24 protein-coding genes and 1 pseudogene are annotated in these 23,411 nt (G+C 42.5%); 11 read left to right on the forward strand and 14 right to left on the reverse strand.

What is annotated here, in order from left to right; genetic code table 11:
• Nucleotides 1-11: 11 nt before the first annotated feature.
• A complete protein-coding gene (locus AACT52_RS39600) occupies nt 12-1,295 on the forward strand; it encodes an NAD(P)/FAD-dependent oxidoreductase (protein ID WP_073628883.1) in 1,284 nt (427 codons plus the stop codon).
• Between the two features lie 1,027 nt (nt 1,296-2,322).
• Here AACT52_RS39600 and AACT52_RS39605 read toward each other — a convergent pair.
• From AACT52_RS39605 to AACT52_RS39620, 4 genes and pseudogenes are all read right to left on the reverse strand, one after another.
• Complete coding sequence (locus AACT52_RS39605) at nt 2,323-2,892, reverse strand: GNAT family N-acetyltransferase (protein WP_073628885.1); 570 nt, start codon at nt 2,890-2,892, stop codon at nt 2,323-2,325.
• A gap of 289 nt (nt 2,893-3,181) precedes the next feature.
• Nucleotides 3,182-4,537: a UDP-N-acetylmuramoyl-tripeptide--D-alanyl-D-alanine ligase gene (locus AACT52_RS39610; protein ID WP_073628887.1), complete on the reverse strand. Its 1,356-nt coding sequence runs from the start codon at nt 4,535-4,537 to the stop codon at nt 3,182-3,184.
• Between the two features lie 362 nt (nt 4,538-4,899).
• Nucleotides 4,900-5,349 (reverse strand): annotated as a pseudogene (locus AACT52_RS39615) (tellurite resistance TerB family protein).
• Between the two features lie 234 nt (nt 5,350-5,583).
• Nucleotides 5,584-5,742: a hypothetical protein gene (locus tag AACT52_RS39620; protein ID WP_198940852.1), complete on the reverse strand. Its 159-nt coding sequence runs from the start codon at nt 5,740-5,742 to the stop codon at nt 5,584-5,586.
• A gap of 323 nt (nt 5,743-6,065) precedes the next feature.
• Between AACT52_RS39620 and AACT52_RS39625 the strand changes: the two genes are divergently transcribed.
• Nucleotides 6,066-6,551 (forward strand): GNAT family N-acetyltransferase, encoded by a 486-nt coding sequence (locus AACT52_RS39625; protein ID WP_233153831.1) that lies wholly within the window; start codon nt 6,066-6,068, stop codon nt 6,549-6,551.
• A 357-nt stretch (nt 6,552-6,908) separates the two neighbouring features.
• Here AACT52_RS39625 and AACT52_RS39630 read toward each other — a convergent pair whose 3' ends face one another.
• The 3 genes from AACT52_RS39630 to AACT52_RS39640 all read right to left on the reverse strand — a co-directional run bounded on the left by AACT52_RS39630 (nt 6,909) and on the right by AACT52_RS39640 (nt 8,463).
• Complete coding sequence (locus tag AACT52_RS39630; RefSeq protein WP_073628891.1) at nt 6,909-7,124, reverse strand: hypothetical protein; 216 nt, start codon at nt 7,122-7,124, stop codon at nt 6,909-6,911.
• Nucleotides 7,125-7,308: 184 nt separating this feature from the next.
• Nucleotides 7,309-8,121, reverse strand: a complete 813-nt coding sequence (locus AACT52_RS39635) for an ABC transporter permease (protein ID WP_337251570.1) — start codon at nt 8,119-8,121, stop codon at nt 7,309-7,311.
• Nucleotides 8,122-8,238: 117 nt separating this feature from the next.
• Nucleotides 8,239-8,463: a hypothetical protein gene (locus tag AACT52_RS39640; RefSeq protein ID WP_073628893.1), complete on the reverse strand. Its 225-nt coding sequence runs from the start codon at nt 8,461-8,463 to the stop codon at nt 8,239-8,241.
• A 479-nt stretch (nt 8,464-8,942) separates the two neighbouring features.
• Here AACT52_RS39640 and AACT52_RS39645 point away from each other — a divergent pair, with 479 nt between their 5' ends.
• The 8 genes from AACT52_RS39645 to AACT52_RS39680 all read left to right on the forward strand — a co-directional run bounded on the left by AACT52_RS39645 (nt 8,943) and on the right by AACT52_RS39680 (nt 15,822).
• Entirely contained in the window at nt 8,943-9,275 is a 333-nt protein-coding gene (locus AACT52_RS39645; protein WP_073628895.1) for a hypothetical protein, read from the forward strand.
• Nucleotides 9,276-9,404: 129 nt separating this feature from the next.
• Nucleotides 9,405-10,139 carry a hypothetical protein gene (locus tag AACT52_RS39650; protein WP_073628897.1) on the forward strand — a complete coding sequence of 245 codons (735 nt, stop codon included), beginning with the start codon at nt 9,405-9,407 and terminating at the stop codon, nt 10,137-10,139.
• A gap of 7 nt (nt 10,140-10,146) precedes the next feature.
• The gene (locus tag AACT52_RS39655) at nt 10,147-10,665 is read left to right on the forward strand and encodes a carboxylesterase family protein (RefSeq protein WP_233153832.1); all 519 of its coding nucleotides are present in this window, start codon (nt 10,147-10,149) and stop codon (nt 10,663-10,665) included.
• Between the two features lie 14 nt (nt 10,666-10,679).
• Complete coding sequence (locus tag AACT52_RS39660; RefSeq protein WP_233153833.1) at nt 10,680-10,826, forward strand: hypothetical protein; 147 nt, start codon at nt 10,680-10,682, stop codon at nt 10,824-10,826.
• A 636-nt stretch (nt 10,827-11,462) separates the two neighbouring features.
• Entirely contained in the window at nt 11,463-12,578 is a 1,116-nt protein-coding gene (locus AACT52_RS39665; protein WP_073628899.1) for a Gfo/Idh/MocA family protein, read from the forward strand.
• A 192-nt stretch (nt 12,579-12,770) separates the two neighbouring features.
• On the forward strand, nt 12,771-13,235 hold the full coding sequence (locus tag AACT52_RS39670; protein WP_073628901.1) for a YbhB/YbcL family Raf kinase inhibitor-like protein: 465 nt from the start codon (nt 12,771-12,773) through the stop codon (nt 13,233-13,235).
• 259 nt (nt 13,236-13,494) lie between these two features.
• Nucleotides 13,495-13,584 carry a hypothetical protein gene (locus tag AACT52_RS41700; protein ID WP_083630113.1) on the forward strand — a complete coding sequence of 30 codons (90 nt, stop codon included), beginning with the start codon at nt 13,495-13,497 and terminating at the stop codon, nt 13,582-13,584.
• Between the two features lie 1,149 nt (nt 13,585-14,733).
• The gene (locus tag AACT52_RS39680; RefSeq protein WP_073628905.1) at nt 14,734-15,822 is read left to right on the forward strand and encodes a glycosyltransferase family 4 protein; all 1,089 of its coding nucleotides are present in this window, start codon (nt 14,734-14,736) and stop codon (nt 15,820-15,822) included.
• 182 nt (nt 15,823-16,004) lie between these two features.
• Here the strand turns inward: AACT52_RS39680 and AACT52_RS39685 are convergent, their stop codons facing one another.
• The 4 genes from AACT52_RS39685 to AACT52_RS39700 all read right to left on the reverse strand — a co-directional run bounded on the left by AACT52_RS39685 (nt 16,005) and on the right by AACT52_RS39700 (nt 19,521).
• Complete coding sequence (locus AACT52_RS39685; RefSeq protein ID WP_073628959.1) at nt 16,005-16,511, reverse strand: hypothetical protein; 507 nt, start codon at nt 16,509-16,511, stop codon at nt 16,005-16,007.
• A gap of 449 nt (nt 16,512-16,960) precedes the next feature.
• Entirely contained in the window at nt 16,961-17,533 is a 573-nt protein-coding gene (locus tag AACT52_RS39690) for a DUF3611 family protein (RefSeq protein WP_073628907.1), read from the reverse strand.
• 110 nt (nt 17,534-17,643) lie between these two features.
• Nucleotides 17,644-17,982, reverse strand: a complete 339-nt coding sequence (locus tag AACT52_RS39695; RefSeq protein WP_233153835.1) for a PDZ domain-containing protein — start codon at nt 17,980-17,982, stop codon at nt 17,644-17,646.
• Nucleotides 17,983-18,282: 300 nt separating this feature from the next.
• Entirely contained in the window at nt 18,283-19,521 is a 1,239-nt protein-coding gene (locus AACT52_RS39700) for an RNA-guided endonuclease InsQ/TnpB family protein (RefSeq protein ID WP_073628909.1), read from the reverse strand.
• A gap of 55 nt (nt 19,522-19,576) precedes the next feature.
• Here AACT52_RS39700 and AACT52_RS39705 point away from each other — a divergent pair, with 55 nt between their 5' ends.
• Nucleotides 19,577-19,738, forward strand: coding sequence for a ribbon-helix-helix protein, CopG family (locus tag AACT52_RS39705; protein WP_096549427.1), 162 nt, complete (start codon nt 19,577-19,579; stop codon nt 19,736-19,738).
• Nucleotides 19,739-19,886: 148 nt separating this feature from the next.
• On the opposite strand, the gene AACT52_RS39710 is transcribed toward AACT52_RS39705, so the two are convergent.
• The 3 genes from AACT52_RS39710 to AACT52_RS39720 all read right to left on the reverse strand — a co-directional run bounded on the left by AACT52_RS39710 (nt 19,887) and on the right by AACT52_RS39720 (nt 23,370).
• Entirely contained in the window at nt 19,887-21,035 is a 1,149-nt protein-coding gene (locus AACT52_RS39710; RefSeq protein WP_073628911.1) for an ABC transporter permease, read from the reverse strand.
• 147 nt (nt 21,036-21,182) lie between these two features.
• Nucleotides 21,183-22,301, reverse strand: coding sequence for an ABC transporter permease (locus AACT52_RS39715; RefSeq protein WP_073628913.1), 1,119 nt, complete (start codon nt 22,299-22,301; stop codon nt 21,183-21,185).
• Nucleotides 22,302-22,395: 94 nt separating this feature from the next.
• Nucleotides 22,396-23,370, reverse strand: coding sequence for a hypothetical protein (locus AACT52_RS39720; protein WP_073628915.1), 975 nt, complete (start codon nt 23,368-23,370; stop codon nt 22,396-22,398).
• Nucleotides 23,371-23,411 lie beyond the last annotated feature (41 nt).

Below are 23,411 nucleotides of genomic sequence, written 5' to 3' on the forward strand. Positions count from 1 at the left end.
AGGGAACCATCATGACCGAACTGAAAAATCCAGACTCACAAGCATATCAGAGAAAAGTGCGGCTTTACGGGCAGCCTGACTCAGCCCAAGCCTACGAAATCCGTGATTTTCTAAACCGCACCGTTGTCGAATTTGACTGGATTGCGCTCACTTGCGATGCTGACTGCAATAAGGAACTGGGACTGCCATCTCTAAGCAATGTTAGATTGCCAGTAGTTGAATTCCCGGATGGAACCCAACTATTTGCCCCCACAATCCGAGAAATTGCTCAACGTTTGGGATGGGTGACGCAGCCGAAATTCAAAGAATATGACTTATCTATCTATGGTGCTGGTCCGGCGGGACTAAGCGCCGCCGTTTATGCTGCATCAGAGGGCTTGCGGACTGTTCTCGTCGAGCGTCATGCCGTTGGGGGGCAAGCTGGCACTAGTTCTCTAATCGAGAACTATATGGGGTTTCCTGAAGGAATCAGCGGTGCCGACTTAGCCGAACGGGCACGCCAGCAAGCTGTTAAGTTCGGCATCGAACTTCTGCTGTTGCGTGAGGGAATAAAATCAGAATTTAAGCACAACCGGATCTATACGGACATGGCTGATGGCAGCAAAATGATTGCACGGGCAAACATTTGTGCGACTGGTATAGAGTATCGGCGGCTAAATCTGCCAAATGAAAATCAGTTTCTCAAGGTCGGACTGTTCTACGGTGCAGGTGCAAGCGAAGCGCCAATGTGTGGAGGTGAACACGTATTTATTGTCGGTGGCGGTAACTCAGCAGGGCAAGCTGCAATGTATCTTTCCCGCTATGCGAAAAAAGTAACTATGCTCATTCGCGGCGATACTCTAGCGGCTACCTTATCGCACTATCTCGTTTCACGAATTACTAACACAAGCAACATCGAAGTGCTCTTTCACGCTCAGGTTACTGGGCTCTTGGGTGATACATCATTGCATCAGATTGAAATTACCAACTGTCGTGACGGTTCGGCGCATAAAATTGATACTCGACGGCTGTTTGTTTGCATTGGTGGTGCGCCAAACACCGAGTGGGCAAAGGACACCAACATTATTCGCGATAAAGCAGGTTATTTGGTGACTGGATCAGACTTGCTCAAAGAGGGTCGTCCACCAGAGTGTTGGACGCAGGAGCGTGACCCTTTCTTTCTGGAAACAAGTGTTCCAGGTTCCTTCGCTGCTGGCGACGTTAGGCATGGCTCCGTAAAGCGAGTTGCTTCAGCCGTTGGTGAAGGTGCTATGGCTGTGACATTTGTTCATAGATATCTAGAGGAAACGGCGTGAATCTAATGTTTATATGTAGCTCAGAGCAATACTAATTTTGGTAAGCAACAAGAGTCCTGATTCTTAGGATTGCTCACCTAATATCCACGTACAAAGTATTTCATTTTTACCAACTTTCGAGGCGATCGCTTCCAACCTGAGCGTGACCTCATCCTCATCCAAAATTCTGATAACTTCTCAGAATGCTATCACCTCGCGTCGTCCCGCATTCGCCATCTCCAATGCACTTGACGTACTCCCTGGCATAAATGCGCAGGGATTCTTAAAAGTTGTTCCACAGCAGACCAAGGTCATGCTGTTACACCCAAGTTCGCTGTTTCTTAGACTCTTAACTAGAGCAGCCTCGTGACTTACTCCCCGCCAGACCGTCTCAACAAGCATTTTAGCCCTTCGGCTTCGCTCAGGGCTAACGGTGAGCGAAGTCGAACCGTTAGTTTTACATCTAAGAGGCGTCCCCCCTCGGATGGATTTAAAGATTCAGTTCCTAAGTCTTTTTCTCAGAAGCCAGTGTCATTATCGGTTCTCTGGGCATGAAGCGGAAGACTTTCCTACAATGGTTTCGCGTGAGCCGACGCTATATTGATTATGACGCATTTGAAGCGTGCAAAGTTCCTGAAAAAGAAACATGATTGTTAAAACGTGCTACCGTCGGGTTTCATCCCCGGATTAAAAGGTAGGGGTTCTCACCCTCCCACTATGTCTTGATAGATAAATTATCTGCGTGTTTTGCTGTGCATCTGCGGTTCCAATCTTGCACCTTCTCGTCTGGGTACAAAACCCTAGTAAAGAGAAATGCTAATCTCCCGCCAAGACGCAAAGACGCACTAGATACCTTTGCGTTCTTGGCACGCCAGTCGCACGGGCGGGGGGAACCCCCGCACGGTGAGACAGCGCTGCAGGAGGGTCTCCCTCCGCAGGCGACTGCGTTCGTCGTTCGCGAAGCGTGTCCGAAGGACATAGACGTGCCGAAGGCATACCCGAAGGGCGCTGGCTCGTCTTGGCGGTTCGATAAATTCAGATAACGGCTTTACTCAACATTACGAATCTGCATCTGTATCCATTCACGCTCAAGCATGGCATACAGCACTGAATCTCGCCACTCACCCTTAACCCATTGATACTCTTGCAAATACCCCTCATGACGCATCCCACTTTTTACCAAAACTCGCATTGAAAGAACATTTTTCGGGTTACACGTTGCAAAAATCCGATGTAAATTAAGTTGCTGGAAACCAAAATTTAACAGTTTTCCTACAGCTTCCGTTGCGTATCCTTGTCCCCAAGATTCCTTAGCAAAGCAGTATCCAATCGAACCTTCTTGCTTGTCTGGATTTGTCACGCTAATACGACAGGCACCTATTAATTGTTTATCATCTTTTAAAGTCACTGCTAGACTAAAATGCTGACGCGGTTGTTGCCGTTGTAATTTAATCTCTCTTTGCAAAAAATTCTTGGTATCTTCTTCGCTATTAGGACCAAAAGGCAAATACTGAACAACTTCTGGATCAGAGGCGTAACTATGCACTCCTTGCCAATCTGATTTTGTAAAATCCCTGAGAATAAGACGTTCCGTTTCTAGCTGTAGGTTGATGCTCATTACAAAGTTAAGAGTTACGAGTTATGAGTTAGGAATACAACACATAACTTATACCTCATAACTATATTTATATCATGTGCAATTTATTCGCCAAACCCCGTCTGCGCTTGCACGCCTTGGGGTAAGAGACTTCCAATTAAAAAAATCTCCAATTTGTAGTAGTCTCCAAAACAATGGTGGGTTACGACGCAATGCAAGTCCTGTATGTAAAACCTCAACTGTCGTGCGCCGGAAGCCCCCCTACATAATGGATAATTTATTTTTTGGTACTCCCTAAGGGGTGGGGTACTTAGTTGGCAAACTCCGTACGGAACTGATTCACCACTCTATCTAGTCCCACTGAATGGGCTGCCTTGAAAAGAATCCTATCACCCTCTTGCACAAAAGTCTTTAAAGAGGCAACTAAGTCTGCATGAGTTGCAAAGCACTCAGATGGTATACCTTGGGCACTCTTGGCTATGGCTTTTGCATCTTCGCCATCCACCAAAACCAACAAAGCATCCAAATTCAATCTTCGCACCGTTTCCCCTACTTGCTGATGCAAGGAGTGCGATCGCTCTCCTAATTCCTTCATCGCACCCAACACCGCAATGCGTCGTTTTCCTGGCGTGTCTGCCAACAAGTGTAACGCCGCTTGCATAGCTTCTGGTGCAGCATTATAAGTTTCATCTAATACTACCACATCATTAGGCAAAGTAAAACGCTGCGATCGCCCTCCCGGCATATCCACCATCACACCCGATTTCAGGCATGACCAATCAATGCCCAAAACCTGCGCCACTGCCAAAGCTGCCAAATAGTTAGTTGCATTGTGTCGTCCACTCAAGGGTAAAGGCAATTGCATTCCTGCCACTTCCAACGTCTCGCTATCAATCAACTTTCCTTGGATATCGCCGCCAGATAAACCAAACGTCAAAACTTTGCCTTGCCAGACTTTCGCCGCCGTTTCAATTAACAAAGGGTTGTCATGATTAAGAATTGCTACACTACCAGCAGGCATTTGAGCCAATAACTCACATTTTGCGGAGGCAATAGCTTCTTCTGAACCGAGTAACTCAATATGCGCCGTCCCCACGTTGGTAATCACACCAATCGTTGGACGGGCTATTTGCGTGAGTTCCGCAATTTGCCCCTTCCCCCGCATCGCCATTTCAATGACAGCGAAATCATGTTCTGCTTGCAGTTCTAGGAGAGTTTTCGGCACGCCAATTTCGTTATTGTAATTCGCATAAGTCTTAAGGACTCTTCCCTGTGTCGCCAAAACTGCGGCAATGAGTTCCTTGGTTGTGGTTTTGCCTACAGAACCCGTGACGCCAATCACTGGAATAGAAAACTGATCACGCCACCACCTGCCAATTTTTTGATATGCCTGTAGCGTATCTTTGACCTGCAACACAGGAAATTCAGAATAGTCGTATTCAAAATCAGCGATCGCAGCGATTGCACCTTTTTCTATCGCCATTGGGACAAAATTGTGTCCATCAAACTTTTCACCGCGTAAAGCCACAAACACTTCACCAGGCTTAAGGATACGGGAATCTGTCTGTATACCGCAGATCAAATGTGCTTCATCAGCTTCAGATAAGTTTGCTGCTGTTGCAGATAGAACTTCAACCAATTGGCTTAGAGTGGCAGAACAAGGCATAACACTAGGGTTTTTGGATTCCAAAATTTGTTGCTTAGATTCAAGGAGATACCTCGTCTGCAAGTGCGACAAGGACAAAATTCCTTAAATGCTAATTTTTTTTGCTGAGAATATAAAGTTAATGAATCTACTATACTCAGATATAGTTGTCAAATCAGAATAAAAACAGCCTCAAAATTTATAAAATTTTCTCATAACAACGAAGCAGGGGAGGATTTTTTTACTGCCCCTGCTTTCGTTTGATTGTCAAGATAGCCGATCATCCTAAAATTGCCGCTATCCCAGATGAAATATAGGATTTCTCTACACCTTACATTCCACACCCCATTTTTCTAGGAAGGGCTTTTGATAATTGGCAAGCGCTATCCCCGATTTTTGATCCACATCACTTGCACAATTTGTGTGGTAATGTCAGCAGAAATTCCCAAAATTTGATACAAATCGTTTAAAAAGTCTTACTCTTCTTGGATCAACACACCATCGGCTAAAACCAAATCCGTGACTACCGCAAAAGCTGCTTCCCGCAAGTCGTAGGGTGAGGATTCTTTAGCTGAATGAGACAAAGCATTTATTGCATACCGCCTCAAACTATCCAGGAGTTTGTCAAACATCCTGTCCATCTTATCGTTGGAATAACTTCTGAAAAGCTTCATACGAGACAGCACAGAGGAAATACCACGTGCCTGCTGATCAGAAAGATTTCCGTATGCGTGGTTGTTGCAGCTAAAGTCATTGCAGCAAAAGCTTCTGCGCTTATTGAGTGCTTCTTCGACTTGGCTTTGTGCCCCGAACATCTTGTCGAATAGACCCATCGTAGTTGACTGCTTCGCTTGCCTCTGTGTAGCGGTACACCCACTGGTGCCTAGGTCACTTTCAGGTCATTGTGCAACGCTGTGAGACTTTTACGCTTCAGTGTTCCCAAGATTTTTGGCAAGCGAACACTTGGACTCGATGGTTCTTGACAACAAGTAAATTTTTAGTTTGAGGTGATCAGAATTACCCTAGGGAAAGCCCCTGTGGATAAAGCGTCTACGGAAACGCTTGGCTTAGTGAAGGCGCTTCGCGTCTACGCCAATACCTGCTTTTTCAAAACTTTCGATAACTGCCAAACCTAAACTAGAAAAGGCAACCAGTAGGAATACCGAAGCCAAGAAGGCGTTTACAAGCATCCGGAGGGCGTCATCAAAGAAAATGTAAGTGGTCATTGTTTTATCTACTCAACTCAATGGTGCTAGTACTCATTTATATTCTTCACACCGTGATTGGCGTTTTCCGTGTGTAGAATACCAGCAATTGCATCTTAACAAAACTTTAGCTCTTTCATGACAAAACTTAGATTTTTTCTTTTTGAAGTTCAGATAAATTTTTCGCCACTTTTGTTAAATACAATACTCAATCAAATATTAATCAATAAAGATTCTCAATAGTTAGTGCGAGTCATTGATGAAATTGGTAAACTCAGCTAGATAATGACTGAGAATTACAGACTAGGTCACTGTCTCTAGTAGAAATATTTACAAATCGGCTTTTGTTGCTGCCTATATCACAGAAATACAAAGAAGAGATTTTTAGAGAATTCACAAAAGAAATTACGACTTATATGTATCCTCGTCCACTTCAAGATATCGTCGAAACAGAAGAATTTATTAACGATTCTCTAGGGGAAATCGAAACGGGAAATCATCTTGTACTAGTTATCTTAAAAAAAGACTCCCAAGAATTTTTGGGATGTACTGCAATCCACGAAATCCACAGTAAAAATCCAGAACTTGGTATTTGGCTAAAAAAATCTGCACAAGGTAAGGGCTATGGATTAGAGGCTATTACTGGACTGAAAAGATGGGCTGATGAGAACTTAGATTACGAATATCTTATCTATGACGTTGATAAAGCAAATATCCCCAGCCGAAGAATCCCAGAAAAGCTTGGTGGGCAAATTATTCGAGAGTATGATAAGACAAATTTGAGTGGAAGAGTTTTGTATATACTAGAGTATAAAATTTTGAGACAATAAAATTTGCTTCAAGCTTCTTACAAATACGTTATTGATGTTTTTAAATAAAAGATTCTGGAAAGAAACTGAGCTCCCTTGGAGAATTAAAAATTAAAAATGGAACGCAACTCCGTATGAGCATGGAATTTGAAAAAAGGGGCGATCGCCCCTTGGCGGGCAGTCCGTGCCATCGCGCTCCATGTGCTCGCCCCTTTTGTCATTTAATTAACAGAAAATATTCTCAATAGTAGTTGAACACAATAAAGCATCAAAAGCTACTTTGTGAAAATAAAAAAATAGGTGGAAAAAGATGCGGTTAGCATCACACCATTCCACCTGTCATTTTTGGGAGACAACTGGTTTCAGTTGTATTGAAACTTAACGCTTTTCGGTTCCCTGATTGCCAGCGCCTTCAGTAAACTGGTCACTGTTTCCAGATTCTGGTATTGAAGATGGCTTAGCATTGGTTTCGTTATTACCAGAGCCAGTATGGCGTTTCTCTTCATCAACAGGGGTTTGAACGCCACCGGAAGCAACCGCGTTTTGTTCGTCGGATTCTCGGTTTTCTGTTTCCTGGTCTTTTGGATAAGTCATATAGTAAGCTCTGCATTTAACACTCCCATCATTCTAGGAAGTGTAGGAATGCAATTTCTTCTCTCCAGGATATAGTTTTGCTTAATGACTCCATCTGTCTTCCGGATGAATTATCACTTAGTTATGTTGAACAAGAATACAAAATTTTGGCGAGTTACCGTATTTACTTCGGTATTAGAGGTGACTAATGAGTATTTATTCTCTGTCCTGAAGCACGAATTAATTCAGCGACAAGAGCAACGATCGCAGAGAGTAAAATCAAGATAACGCTGAGAGCATTGATATCTGGTTTGACTCCTGTCCTAATGCGGCTAAAAATTTCCATTGGCAGAGTGTTGGAACCACTACCAGCAGTGAAACTGGCTATGAGAAAGTCATCTAAGCTGAGGACAAAAGCTAGCAAACAACCAGCGACAATACCAGGCATTAACTGAGGTAATAAGACTTTGATGAAGGCTTGGACTGGTGTTGCTCCTAAATCTAGTGCTGCTTCTTCTAAATGGGGATCTAAGTTGGTTAGTCGAGAAGACACAACAAGAGCAACATAGGCAAGACAGAATACGACATGAGCTGCAACAATTGTCCAAATGCTCAGGGGAACGGCAAACGCCGCTAGAAAAACTAAGGTAGCAACGGCGATCGCAATATCGGGAATAATCAATGGTAAGTAAGAAATACCGCGATACAAGCTCTTACCTAAAAACTGATAACGTGCCAACCCCACCGCCATCAAAGTTCCCAACACTGCTGAAATCCCCACTGCACACAAGGCTACGATCAAACTATTTTGTAGCGCTGATAAAATCCGCTCATCAGTGAATAATTTGCGATACCATTCCAGGGTAAATCCTTGCCAAGTTGCACTGTAGGGCGAGGAGTTGAAACTATAAAAGGCAAGAACCAGTATCGGTAGATACATGAAAACAAACATGAGTAGTGAGAAAACCGCCTGCCATGTAAAGGCAGGCGGTTTCTTCCGGAATGGACTTATATTCACGTTTTGTTATTTTCACTTATTCTTTTTTCATTCGCACTATTATACCATCTTCTAAATTTATAGTCAATAACTCCGTCTCTCGTTTCTCGGCTGCTGATTTGACCATAACCTCTCGCGCTACACCTTAGTGACAGCTTCTGCTTTAGCACAGGTGGCTTGTTTGCGCTCTAACATTTGTTTTTGTGATAAGCAAGCCTCAAGATATTCACAATTCTCACAGCAAAGCTCTTTTCCTGGATGAAGACAACCACAGGGAAGATGTAAGAGACACTCCGAAGAATTTTTGGATTCAAAGTTATCAACTGTTAACTGCAAACAAAGCATTAAATCTTGAATAAACATAGCGGTGCAGCCTAATAACAAAAAGGACTGTGTTGTAGACTTGTCAGCAAATTCAAAATATATTTTAGGTTCTATTTATATTAATGAGATTTCGTCAAATCAATACCTCTTCCTCAAAGCATATTTTCAAGCTGCTCAAGGAAGAATTATGTAAAATAATTATAAAAAATGTAGATAATTATGATTTTCTATAAAACTTTTTATAGAAAAATCTTGAAGAGACTTCTGGCAAAAGTACCTAGCCCTTAGAAATTGCGTCTACACACGCAACGCTATTCGTCATCGCTAACAAATAAAAAGTCCTTCTTCTACTGACTTTCGTAGTATAGCTTCAGATTTCGAGTCAGAAGGTACAAAACTTTTGTAAGAGAACGATGAATTTAAAAGTCTTTCTGACGAAAGAGCAAATCCAGATTTTAATTGTCTAGAGTGATTAAAGGAAAGCCGAAATTGTCAAAGCAAAAATCTGGGATAGAAACATGACTAATCAGCTAGAAAAAAATCAAATTAGGCAGCCAGTTAGTGTTGATTGGCACGCAAAAGAAGAGCCTACAGCTAAGGAAAGAAACTTAACTGTCAATCCGGGAGACGCAATTGCCCAGAAGCCTCAAACAGTTGAAGAAAAGGCTAAGCAGGTAGCTGTAGACCAACCTGATATTACAGGCGACTGGATTAAAGTACCCACTTACTTTGTTGTGGAATACCCAAATGGTGAAAAGAAAGCTCTTCACCATGTGAAGGATGCAGAAGAAATTTCTGATGTCATTCGGCAAGCACGAGTCGATGAAAATGGGAATAGGATTTGGTGGTAGTAACGAATGGCGTTAGCTAGCCATAAAGAAATGAGGCTCACTCGCTCTTGATGTTTCATCTGTCTTATTGCTGAAGTGAGCCTCATCACATATTTATCAATAGCTGTTAATAACTAGAAATGAATTGTTATGGTAAACATAATCACAAAACCTTTTAACTCTTGGAGTACGCAAGACATCAAAAATGAACTTTTGAATATGGTGAAAGGTCGAGATACAGAACCTTTAAGCGCTAAAGTTAATTTTTATAAAAACGAATTGCTTCCCTATTTTGAAGAGTTAAGCCAACGCAACCCTTTTCCCATCGTTGAAGACCAACTGCCGATTGTCCTTGGTGTTTGGGTACCAATCTGGTCTACTATACCTTTTCATGATAATTTGCCAGGACGGATACGTGAGCAGTCTTATCAAATTTTTCACGACGATGGTTATTACGCTAATATTGCTCGTTATGCACCAGGGCATGAATCTTCTTTCTGGAAAAAGGTTTCGTCAAGGTTGCCTGCTTACGACTTTATGGTGATGCAAAAATATGAAGTCCGTAATAATCAATGGTGGATTCAAAATGTTGGTATATTTCAAGCTTTCAGGAACAGAGAAATTCCTCTAAGTGTTGACGAGGCAGACAATTGGTTTACTGATGTCGTCAACACGAAAGTTAAGCCAGCCTTGCAAAAAGGAAACTTACCGGAGGCACTCAAATTAGAAAATTTGGACAGAAATACTGTAAAGAAATATGAAAAAACCTACTTGGCTCATTTTTCTTTAGAGCATTTATATGTAGATTGTGACTTGCGCTTGGTTAAAACTCAACGAGAAGCTTCCCAGCGACCAAGTTACACAATTGCTGTTCCTATACGCTAATCAGCCCATGCATCAAACATCGCCACAACGGCAAATTCTGAATACTCATAGCTATAACTATTTGCTGTTTTTGCCTAAAAGCTATGAAGCACAAGAGTCTCGTTTCCCGATGATTTTGTTTTTACATGGTGCTGGTGAGCGAGGTTCTAACCTAGAAGATGTGAAAAGGAATGGTATCGCTAGGATAGTGGAGGAACAGCCCGATTTCCCGTTTATTGTTGTGTCTCCCCAGTGTCCCCGAGGTGAACGCTGGTCAGTGAACCTTTTGAGTGCTCTTTTGGATGACGTTATTGCTCAGTACCACGTCTCACTAGATCGGGTTTACCTAACTGGTTTAAGCATGGGTGGATATGGCACATGGCACTTAGCAGCAGATCAGCCGGATAGGTTTGCAGCAATAGCACCTATTTGCGGTGGTGGGAATCCTGAGGAAGCTTATCGTTTAAAAAATCTGCCTGTGTGGGCATTTCATGGAAAACGCGATGGCACGGAGTGCCCGCCAGAGGCGATCGCATTGTGCCACTAAGGGAATCTGAAAAAATGGTTCAAGCACTCAAAAAGTGTGGCGCAAATAATGTGAAGTTTACAGTGTATCCGGAAGCTGATCACGATTCATGGACCCAGACTTATAACAATCCAATGTTGTACGACTGGTTTTTGCAGCATCAACGTTCAATTGCAACTTAATATTGTTTAGCGCTTAGGTGATTTTTTTGTGTTGTAACTATCTCTTGAATGAAACTTTGAGGCAAACTAAGCTGTATTAGCTCAGCTTGCACTCATAGTAGTATCTAACTGTGTTAACTTGTCTGATGAGGTTAAGTAATATACTTTATATAGTAAAAAATATTAACAAATTCGCTTCTATCTAAAGTCGTAAATATTATTTCTAAAAAGAGAGTGATATTCTGCTATAACGCTGGATTCTAAATAAAATTAAGGTTTCGAGAAAATATGCTACCTCTCAGTCACTAGGAGGATGGAGCTAAAGCCATAAGTTTTTAGCCTTGAAGGCAGAGACGACTTAAAAAAGAACGCAGAACAGACAATATCGCCAACGTAACATTGGCGCTTATTTATTGGCGCTTATTTACCAACAAAAGAATTCTTTTTTCTCCATATTATCTCTTAGGAGGCTTTTGACCAAGAAAGAATAAGCATACCACAGAGTAGGAATTCAGAATAAAAATAAAAAATAAACTTATTTTTTTCTTTATTCTTCTGCCTTCTATGTTCTGCATTTTCCTCATCTAACTCATCGTATAGGGAAATTCTAACCCCTACACTTTAGAGCAAATAAATTGTTTATCAGGAGGTTAACAAATGACAGTGACAAACAGTAAGCGCGTTCGTTACGCCGTCATAGGACTGGGTTGGATAGCCCAAGAAGATGTTTTACCTGCTTTTAACCAGACCGAAAATTCGCAACTGGTTGCCTTATTTTCCGAAGATCCAATCAAGCGTGAGGAACTCGGCAAACAGTATGGAGTCAAGACTTACGCCTACGAAGAGTATGATAACTGCCTCAAAAGTGGCGAAATAGACGCAGTTTACATTGCGCTGCCTAACCATCTCCACTGCGATTATACAGTGCGGGCGGCAAAGGCTGGTGTTCATGTGCTTTGCGAAAAGCCAATGGCAGTCACAGAACAAGAGTGCGAACAGATGATTCGCGCTTGCCTTGAAAACAATGTCAAGCTGATGATTGCCTACCGTTTGCACTTTGATAAAGCAAATATGCAGGCGGTAGAAATTGTTAATTCAGGCAAAATTGGCGATCCCCGTATCTTTAACTCCGTATTTTCTCAAAAGGTTGTTGAAGGCAACGTGCGGTTAGAACCAATCTCTAATGGTGGCGGTACTGTTTACGACATGGGGATATACTGCATCAATGCTGCCCGTTATCTATTTCAAGATGAACCCACTGAAGTCGTTGCCTTCAGCGCCAGTAAAGCAGAGAAGCGCTTTGACGAAATCGATGAAATGACCACCGCTATTCTGCGTTTTCCTGGAGAGAGACTGGCAACTTTCACTTCTAGCTTTGGCGCAGCACCAGTTTCCACTTTTGTGGTTGCAGGCACAAAAGGCGACTTGCGGATGGACTCTGCATACTCTTATCAGGGCGAACTGAAGCAACAAATTACCATCAACAATGAGACGCAGGAACAATCTTTTCCTGCTGGAGACCAGTTTGCCGCAGAAATTATCTACTTCTCAGACTGTGTGATCACAGGTAAAGACCCCGAACCCTCTGGTGAGGAAGGGTTAGCTGATATTCGCATCATTCGTGCTATTAACCAATCAGCACAAACAGGTCAGCCGGTGCAACTGAGTGAGTTCAAACGACAGCACAGACCAACGGCTGACCAGATCATTCAACGTCCAGAGAGTCAACAGCCAGAATTAATTCACGCAGCAGACCCTTCAGGTAAATCGTAAATAATTCAAAGTTTCTACAAGTAACTGAGAGTGGGGTGTCTTTTGCTCCGCTCTTATTTCAATCCCTGATAGGGATTTATATAGTTTACTTTTTGTCGCAATATTATATCGAACCACATTCAAAGCACCCGGACGTGTATTCGACCAAATGAAAACCGCTATAACTCATTTCAGAAAAATTTGGTAGAAAATATGGACATTAGAAGCCCAGCTTTTTTTATTGGCAGCACCATCCCGTTTAAATACACTTGCGATGGTGACAATATCTCTCCTCCTTTATTGTGGGAAGCACCTCCTCAAGGAACAAAAAGCTTTGCCCTGATTGTGGATGACCCCGATGCACCCGACGGAACGTTTACCCATTGGGTGATCTACAATTTACCTGCTGATACCCGTGAATTACCAGAAGGGGTTACAAAAGAGCCCACACTTCCAGATGGTGGTATACAGGGAAAAAATAGTTTTGGTGAGTTAGGTTTCGGGGGACCGTGTCCACCCAAAAACGGTGCTCATCGCTACTTTTTCAAAATCTTTGCGCTAGACCAACCGCTTGATTTACCACCAGGAGCAAGCAAAGAACAGGTGATAGCGGCGATAGAGGGTCATGTGTTGGATAAAGCAGAAGTGATGGGACGCTACGCAAGAGAAACTGGTTAATTGGCGGGGCTGGCGTTTTTCTCCCCCTGAGTCCTCCGGACACGCACTCGCGTGAGTCGCTTCGGGACACGTTGCGCGTAAGTCCTTACGGACAGGCTGCGCCAACACGAAGTGTGCGCTTTGCGCTTAGGCGATGGCACGGAGTGCCCGCTGAGTCCTCCGGACACGCACTCGCGTTCGCGATACTCCCGTTCGGCGCAGCCGTGCCGTAGGCATAGGGAGCCAAGGCGCGATCGCCTTGAAAATCGGAATTTGGTCGATGCACTTTGTTGCGATGCTTACCTTCAGTTTGCTGATTAGATTAGCTGTCATCTCGAAACATGAGGTTACAGCTTTTTTCTATCAATAAATAAGACGCTTTTTTCAAAAAGCTTACTTAATATATCGCTACATCTAAATTTCGTTTTTTTCCTACTTTTTCAGTTTGTAAAAATATAAAAACTGGCTACAAATCCCACTTTTTCCACTTACTAGAATTTCTAAAATTTTTGATATAGAATACATAATCGAGCGTTCCAATGGGGATACAAACGTTTAAGCCGCAATCTGAAAATTTTTCAGAGTACGGCTTTTCATTGTTTTAATAATCAATGACAAGACACTTTTCTTTAATAAAGAAGAGAGAACAAGCAAGAATGCTTTCAGTTCAGACTACCCTTGTTTGACCAAACTTGCTCAAACAAGAATGGGTTTTCCTACATGGAAAGCCCAACGTACAATTTTATCTGCTTGACATTACTAGATTAACTAAAACCCAATAACCAACAAGCACAAGAAAAACGCTCAGCCACAAAATTGGTCTGTTCATATGCAGATCTTTTAGAGTGCATTTTTATTGCTTTAGTGAATATACACTATAGAAATTACGCAATAATGAATAACTTTTCCTCAGTTCTCTTAGCCTTTATGGTATGACAACCGAAGTCTATATCACTATTGCCGATTTTTTATCAAAGTTTCATCAAACACTACCAGCCTCCCCAGCACTTCTAGCCTTAAGTTTTGGCTGATGAGCCACAATATGCTCTGTGGATAAGACTATTTTAGCGATATCAGCAGGGTTTTGCACGAAGAAACGATGTTATTGGTATTAATAATACAAGTTTTAAAATTATCCAAAAAGGTTATTGACAAAGCTGTAAATAATAAAAAAAACCTCTTTTATACTCCTATTGCTCTATTCCTTAGGAAGTATAAATATATAAATATGGCAATATCTATTATTTGGAGTGAGCTACAATCAGCCCATAGAGGGAAAAAACTATACTTTAAATTCTGTTATATTTAAAGAATTTTGTAAATTTTAGAAAATAACTTCCCTACTTAAGATAGAAAGACAATCTTTAAATAAACCGAATAAAGTGCTTATTAAATTCTTACTCAGGTTTGTCTACCAAGTTAGTTCTCATTGGGTTGAGTAGCTGGAAAGCATTCATTAGTGAGAAAGTCCGCAGTTTGAATTTAAAACTCACTTTTTAAACTTTTTAGGAGGTTTTTGATGCGAATTGCCCAAGTTGCTCCACTCTGGGAGAGAGTACCACCTCCAGCTTATGGCGGTATAGAGCTAGTCGTTGGACTTTTAACTGATGAATTAGTAAGACGTGGACACGAAGTCACGCTATTTGCATCAGGAGATTCCATTAGTTTGGCAAAGCTTGAATCAGTCCATCCCTGTGCCCTACGACTTGATCGGACTGTGAAAGAACACAGCGTGTACGATATGCTGAACTTAGCAAGGGTGTATGAGCAAGCTGAAGAGTTTGATATTATTCATTCCCACATCGGGTTTCCTGCCTTGACCTACGCCAAGCTGGTAAAAACACCCACTGTTCACACGTTGCATGGAATTTTTACTCCTGACAACGAAAAGATGTTTAAACATGCAAAAAACCAACCTTACGTCAGTATTTCCGATGCACAACGAGAACAAAGGCTAGGGCTGAACTGTGTAGCAACAGTCTACAACGGGATTGATGTCAACACCTATAAATTTTATCCCCAACCTGAAGAGCCACCCTATCTAGCGTTTCTAGGTCGGATTTCTCCAGAGAAAGGAACGCACTTGGCGATAGAAATTGCTAAAAAAGCAGGCTGGCGCTTGAAGATGGCAGGTAAGGTGGATGTCGTTGATGTGGAATACTATGAAAGTGAAATCAAGCCTTTGATTGATGGCAAGCAAATTGAATATTTAGGTGAAGCTAATCATGAGCAAAAAAATGCATTAATGGGCGGTGCGGTAGCAACCCTATTCCCTATTACCTGGCGAGAACCGTTTGGGTTGGTAATGGTTGAATCAATGGCATCTGGTACCCCTGTGATTGCGATCAACCTTGGATCTACACAAGAGATAATTACTCATGGTAAAACAGGTTTTCTTTGCAACAGTGTTGAAGAATGTGTGAGCGCTATTAGCAAGGTTACTGAACTAGACCGTTCTGCTTGTCGGGAGAATGTCTGGAATCGTTTCAGTGTTCAGAATATGACTGATGGCTATGAAGCAGTTTATCAAAAGATTCTGGCTGAACGGTTTGCTCGGAATAACGGACATTTCCGCAAGCCGGTTCTTTTAAGTAACAGTTCCATTTAGGGGATTGCAAGTCATCTATCTTTTGTCATAGGTTTTCAAAGTGACGTACTCTACCTGGTAAACCTAGTATGGGCTGTAGAGTACGTCATTTTTTTATGGATGGTAAGTGCAGAATGCAGCGATCGCCCCGCCGACACCCTCTCAACCACGAGCGATCGCCTACCCCGTCCTCCGCCTAAATCTTAAGTTTGCTCGGCATAGCCTTGCAAGTTTTCTGGCTCAAATTGGCGCAGAATCCGAGTTGCCTGACGAGTCAATTCTTCAGTACCTTTGATCACAATTAGGTACTTGCCTGCGTTAAGGCGGTTCCGGTAGGGTAGAGCATCCCCACTCCCCACGCTTAAACCAACTCCACCACCGACAAAGTATCCACCCAAAGCACCAGAAGCGGCTCCCAACAGTCCACCAATAAGGTGATTGCCAAGATTACCAATAGGAAGGATTTCAATTCCCGTCAAAACGTTGAAGGCGTAACCAGCAACAAAACCAAAGGGAATCAGCCAAGATGACAAACGAGTCATACCTTTCTTTGCTTGCTGATTTGGGTCAATCAACCCAAACTCATCAGCACTTTTGTACCCTGTGCCTAAAATGTCAATTTGCTGAGTGGGTAAGCCTTCTTTTTCTAGGGCAGTGTAAGCTTCTTCTGCCTTTAATCGGTCTGGTAGAACTGCAACAAGATAATTCATAGCATTATTCTGAGTCATGTTCTCATTGTTCAGTGAAAAAGTCTTTTGCTCACTTTCATGACCATCAAATAAAGTGAGCCTAGTAACCATAAACTTAAGTATCCAAGCAGTAGAAAACCTCAATCTGAAGATTGAGATAAAACTAGAACAGTTCTCTGTCTTTAGCTTATATCTAATAAAAATGTCTTGCCTTGCAGGGTTAGAGCAGTAATCCACTCGACATAATCACTCGTTATCCGCTCGTTTTGAGCTATGGAAAGCGCGAGGGGATGTGTAAAGCGTGCATTCCCCAAAAACCATCCCTCAATATTTATCCTAAAGACTTACCTGCTCTACCTCCTGCTATTTTTTAGTTCCGTTGAACTCACGTTATTTACTATTACACCTCTTGCGGAATGTGAGTTCCATCTGTGGTTAATTATTCTTTTTTTTCAACTTTTGCAAGAAGTCTATTGATCTAACCAGTTAAGCAGCCCAAGTGAAGTAGCGCCTCCTACAAGGTGAGCGCCAATCAGGTTGACGTTTGCCAAAACTACAAAAATATCTAGGGAACGAATGACATTTTCAGGTCTATAGACTGCCACTCCTTGAGGCAGAGCTAGAGATTTCGATAATACAGCAATAACGGTCACTTCAGATGCTAAAAAAGCTAAAAAGAGTCCTATCAAACTGACGATTAATCCAATTTGTAATATTTGAATTACGTCCTCTTTTCTTGGATGTAATTCACGATTAGGCGACTGTAAAAGTTTATCTAAACGCTGATAGCGGAAAACCCAATAGAGCCTGAAACACAGTACTAAAATTCCAATAATACCTAAAAAGACTCCAAAGCCCATGACCGAATTCGTCGTTGTTTGGACAGTGGAACTACGGCTAAATATTGCCAAGAACAAAGCGAAGCTAGAAACAGCGCCTAGTGCTAACTGTACCCAGAAGCTAATCGGCCTTACTACGTGAAAAGTAGCTGCAAATTTTTGCTTAGTTGGTGTAGGTAGGTAAGAATTTAAGTCATTTGACATATTCGTTCTCCTTAAGCCTGATAAACTATCTTTTGATTTTTGAAAATAGTCTTACTTCAGTAATTTTGGGCTTGGCATAGCGCCTTAAGTAGTTAACAATTGTCTACTTTTTAATAAGAGGTAGCAGCTACTAATTGCTCTGGTTTGACTGTGATAATTTGGGTGAAACCATTGCGGTTAACTTTAAATTGAAGAGTATTTCCTAAAGCTGTTGCTTCTACTTGATTTTGGACTTGCTCGGCGTTTTGAATTTGAACTCTTTTTACTTCGGTAATAATATCGCCAGGACGTAAACCACCACGCGCTGCTGGGGAGTTGGGAGCCACAGCTACAATTAAGACTCCTCGCTCTTGATTCACTTTAAAACCAAGATAACTTTGGTTGATTTCCTGTTGAATTTCCGGTCTTAGCTCAATCAGTGGCACACCTATATTAAGTACATCCTGCACTGCTGCCAATAATAAACTATCAAATATTAACCTAAATCAAGTCAGTCTCTAGAATGATGTAGCAAGCAGATATATCAACTCACGTCTGTTCAGTTTATGAGTCCTACACTTCCACCCTGCACGATCGCGCCCCAGTCGTTTCAAGGCTTACGCGAATTGATTGTCGCGGTCGAGACCTCGACGCGCTATACTTCTATCTCAGTACGTTCCTGTTCTGGTAAACGCCTTTGCTCTGCTCCATAAAACTTATACAACGTGTTCACATTGCTGTTTATTTCTCGCTTCAAACAAGGTAGTCGGCTACTTCTTGTCCACGAGCGTCACTTCCGGTTGAGCCAGCCGTACATAGTCCAATGGTGCGTTCAACAAGTTATAAGCTGCGTTCAAGTCCCTATCCATTGTTATTGTGTGAGCCAAACACGACTTATTCTGACACTGATAAACTCGATCAGAAAGTTTTACATTGTCGTGCTTGTTTCCACAAAGCGAACACATTTTTGATGATGGATACCATCTGTCAACCACCTCTACTTTTGTTCCGAAAAACTCAGACTTGTAAATTAGCTGACGACGGAATTCGTAAAAACCTAAGTCAGAGATAGCTGATGAAAGCTTAGAGTTAGCTAGCATCCCTGAGACGTTTAAATCCTCTATCCGAATTCGGTAGAACTTACGACTTATATCTGTTGTTGTCTTATGCAGAAAGTCTTGGCGCTGATAAGAAATTCGAGCGTGTTTTTTAGCAAGAGAGTCATAAAACTTCTTTGCTCTATTCGACTGCTTCACACCTTGACGACGATTACCAGATTGCTTGTTTCGATTACGCCACTGCGCCAAAGCTAGCTTGGTTTTCGCTTTTTTGTAAGGCTTAGGAGCTTTAATCTGAGAACCGTCGCTTAGAGTACAAAAACATTTCACGCCTAAATCAATTCCTACTGCTTCCTCTGGATGATAAGTTGGCGGTGAGCAAGTTCGAGTCCTGGCGGTTTCCGTCGAGTCGAAACTTGCTCTCCCGTTGGGTATTCTATCAGCATCTACTGCAAAAGAAACGTACCATTTATTAGCTTGGCGGCTCATAGTAAAAGTCTGCGTCACATAACAGCAGGGGAAGGCTTCTTTGAGGCGGAAAGTTCCTAAAGTCGGAATCTTTATTTTCTTCCCAGACAAAGCCAAAACCTTCCCGTTGCCGTCGTAAACAGTAAACGAATCTCCATCCTTTTTTGACTTAAAAACAGGCTTGCTAGACAGCCCTTTAGCCCATCTTTGATATGCCTGTGCTAAATCTATAAAAGCGCGTTGATAAACCTTGGATGACAACTCATTCATCCATTGATTCTCAGGCTGCTTTTTGGTGTAGTTAGTAAAGACTTTTTTGATTTCGTTTATCTGTTTTGCAACGCTTGCTTTTACTCCAGCAGAACGCAACCCTTGGGTTAGTGCCAAGCCGTAGTTATAAACAAAACGCGCATAACCAGAATGTCTACGCATCAAAGTTCGCTCTTTGTTATTCAGTTTTAGCTCTACTTTGATGGCATACATTGTAGGTTACACTTGGTTTATACTCTAATTGTACGGACAATTGTACGTAAAGTCAATGGCTAAACAAACGCAAAGAGTAGAGATTAGAGTTACGGTGGATGAGTTAAAAACGCTGGATGCATATTGTCAGATGGTTGATTTAAATAGAAGTGATGTGTTGCGAGAGTGTATTCAATCTTTGAGAAAGAAAATTAAGAAGATGAACAACAAAGTCTAGCTATGTTCAGCTTTTTGCAGTAATTCAATGGTTAGGACGCGCCTCCTAAACTGATGACGAACAGAAAAACCTCAACCTTGAGGCTGAGGGCTGCAAAAATGCTGGTAAAATTCTCGTGAAAAACAGTGTATTAAAAGTCCTTAACGCCTTAACCCAACTGCCGCCGGAACTGACGGATACTCAAGGTCATCAGCACTGTAGCGAACATTAGCAAAATCAACACTTGATGCCACAGCGTCTCGATACCGACTCCTTTAAGCAAAATCCCGCGACAAACTTCGATAAAGTAACGTAAGGGGTCGAGATAAGTGAGCCATTGCACGAAGGTGGGCATTGAGGAAATCGGCGTAGTGGCTCCACATAAAAGAGTCAGGGGTGGGTTGACAAAGAATGCTGTTAACTGTGTCTGCTGCTCGCTTTTTGAGTAGGAAGCAATCAGAATGCCGATACTAATACCTACCCAGAAGTAAAGCACGGCAATCATTAGAAACACAAGTAAATTACCCCGCAGTGGCACACCAAAGGCTAGCTTTGCTACGCTCAGAGCAATCAAAACATCAACGGTAAGCAGAACAAGTAACGGACATACCTTAGCAAGAATGACTTCTGTGTTGGAGGCTGGAGTCATAATCAGTTGCTCAATAGTTCCCGCTTCTTTTTCCCGTACCACCAATGATGCGGCGGCTTGAGAACCGATGACTGTAAGCAAAATTCCAAATACTCCTGAGACTATAAACCAAGAAGTTTCCAACCCAGGATTGTAGAATACTGAAGTCTGAACCTGCACCTGATTGCGCTGGAAGGCTACAGCATCGCCACGCTTGTTTCTATGACGCAAGTTGTAGTCACTGACTAATTGGCTAATGTAACTAGAAGCAATACTAGCTGTGTTTGCATCTACAGCATCATACAGCGTCTGCACTTCGACTGTACGTCTTTTGGCAATGTCATCAGCAAATTCTGGCGGAATAGAGATACCGACTGTCAGGGAACCTTTCGCCAAATCGGCAATCATATCCTCTTCATTCGCATAGTACCGACTAATCACAAATGCATCAGTTTGATTGAATATTTCCACAAATTCACGCGAGGCACTACTTTTGCTATAGTCGGTAATTCCAACTTTAAGGTTTTGGAAGTCTGGACTCAGAGCAAAACCAAACAACATTAAAAAGACTGTGGGCGGTACCAGCAATTGAATCACTAACTGACGGTTACGCAGTATCTGAGCAAATTCTTTTTGAAAGAGCGCCCAAAAGCGGCTGCCTAAAAGGGTGTCTATTAAATTTGAAAACATATTAAATATACGGGTTTGCAACCCGGAGTAAGGTAGAAAAAGAAATAATGAACCACAGATGGACACAGATGGACACAGATAAATAATTAATTCATTCAATTCAGTGGCGCTATAATTTTGAACTTTGAATTTTGAATTTTGAATTGTTTAAGACTCCAATTGCATCTTCTGCAATTTACGCCAAGCCAAGAAGAAAAATAAGCTTGCAAGGAGTGTTAAAGCTAAGACCTGAAACCAGATTCCCAACCAACCTACGCCGCGAACATAGGCATCGCGAGTTAACTCAATGTAGTAACGAGCTGGAATAATATTGGAAACCCAACGGATGCCAGTTGGAATATTAGCTATGGGGTAGATGAAGCCAGATAATTGCAGTGACAGCAAAAAGGCGGTGAAGGCTACTGCTTGGATTGCAGCACTCTGTACTTTGGTATTGCAGCCTAAGAAAATACCCCAAAATACACCGCAAGCAATGTAAAGTATTGAACTGAGAATTATGGGTGTGGGATCGCCAACAAATCTCAAACCGAAGAATAGCCATGCTTCTAAATGGACAAACAACACCTCCGCCATACCCACCAGCCAAAATGCTGCTGCTTTACCTAGTAAATACTCAGTGCCTGTTAAGCTAGATGCATAAACCTGGAGGATAGTCCCTTGTTCATACTCTTTTGCTGTAGCCAAGCCAGCCAGAAGTGGCGGAAACAGGGTGACAGTAATTGCGATCGCCCCAGGACCAATGTATTTTAAGGTTTCTAAGCCGGGGTTATACCATAGCCGAGATTGAAGCTTGACAAGCAGATGACTACTACCGCGCAGATTTTCCACAAAAGCATTGGTGGTTGCCTTGGCATAGCCTCTGACAATATTGGCAGTGTTAGCATCGGTACCATCTACCAAGATTTGCACTTCGGCTGCACGTCCACTCCGTTTTAAGTCGCGTGAAAACTCTGGAGGGATAATCAAACCTGCTGCTACTGATCCTTTATCTAGTAGTCGCGGCACATTAACCTGTGGTCCAAAAGCAACGATACTGAACTTATTGGTGCGCTCAAAGGTGGCAATATACTCGCGGCTAGTTGGTGTCAAGTCTAAATCTTGAATGGCAAAGTTAATTTTGTTTACTTCTAGGGATACCGCAAAACCAAACAGCAGTAGCAGTATCAACGGCAAGAAGAGTGCTAGTGTTAGGGTTAGGCGATCGCGCCCCAGTTGCGTTAGTTCTTTAACAGTCTGAGCAAAGATGCGTTTAGGTCGTGTAGGCACAAGCTGTACTCCTTAGTTGCCAGAAAATTATTTAAACGAACCGCCTTTGCAAAGCGAAGCGCGTTAATCAATCCTCGCTAGTCAACAAGCGTTCTTAGCTTGTTGAGGAAAGCAGTCCGGAAAGCCAGTGCATGATGTTGAGCGCTAACTGCCGATTATCAAAGTCACTACGATTTATGCCCATCTGAACGACATCTTTCCCCATGATTTCGCGTGCTGGTTCTCCTTGAAGTAGTTGCGCTGAAAGCATAGCTGCTTCACCAAGAATTACCACTCTACCCTTACCCAACTGCAACGCTATCCCCTGAGAGCGACCAGCAGCAGAAACTCGCTTACCACCAGGTAACTGAGTTGCTCTGGAAAGACGTTGTGGCAAGTCAACAGCTGTATCGGCTAAACGGAGAAATGCCACTGTGTCATTTGTGCCTTTAAGCGACTGACCTGTGAAGGTAAGCACACGATTAATTCGTTCAGTAACATTGCGACCTTGGGTGATGGGGTGAGTTGCTAGCAGTCCATTCTCCCGCGTGAACACAAGCCAGCCTGGATTGCCAGACTCTTTGTCATAGTGTGATAAGTCCACAGTAAATCCCTGACTCATATTCACACCAAAGCGCTTTGCCAGTTTTTCCGCCGCTGCTCCAAACGGTGCATGGTCGGCAATGAGTAGTAACGCGCCACCTGTGCGAACCCAATCTCTGACGACATTGCATTCGTTCTCAGTGAACGCGCTCGCCCCCTGTGTGGTTCCCAGTGCATTGGCTATCACTAAAATGTCATAGTTTTTTAATATCTGCTGTTGAAACTTTTCTTTATTGGCTACCACTTGGTAGCCGTCGTTGCTAATCAGTTCAGCAAATGGCTTGTAGCGTCCCTCGGTGGTATGACCATTATTGTGGGCTTCATCAAACAGTACTTTAGGGTGGTTCTGCACATAAGTAGGGCGAGTAACTGTGGTGTCAAAGTTAGGGTCGGCTACTTGTTGCGCAAATGTTATGACTGATAACCCAAACAGCGCCATACATAAGGCTGAAATAGTCACTAATAAGCGGACAAAGGAGTTTTTCATATTTAGAATTGCTCTGGCTCGTTATTTTAGTGTCATTCGGT

It is taken from the genome of Scytonema sp. HK-05 (genome assembly GCF_963872035.1).
Lineage (GTDB): Bacteria > Cyanobacteriota > Cyanobacteriia > Cyanobacteriales > Nostocaceae > Kalymmatonema.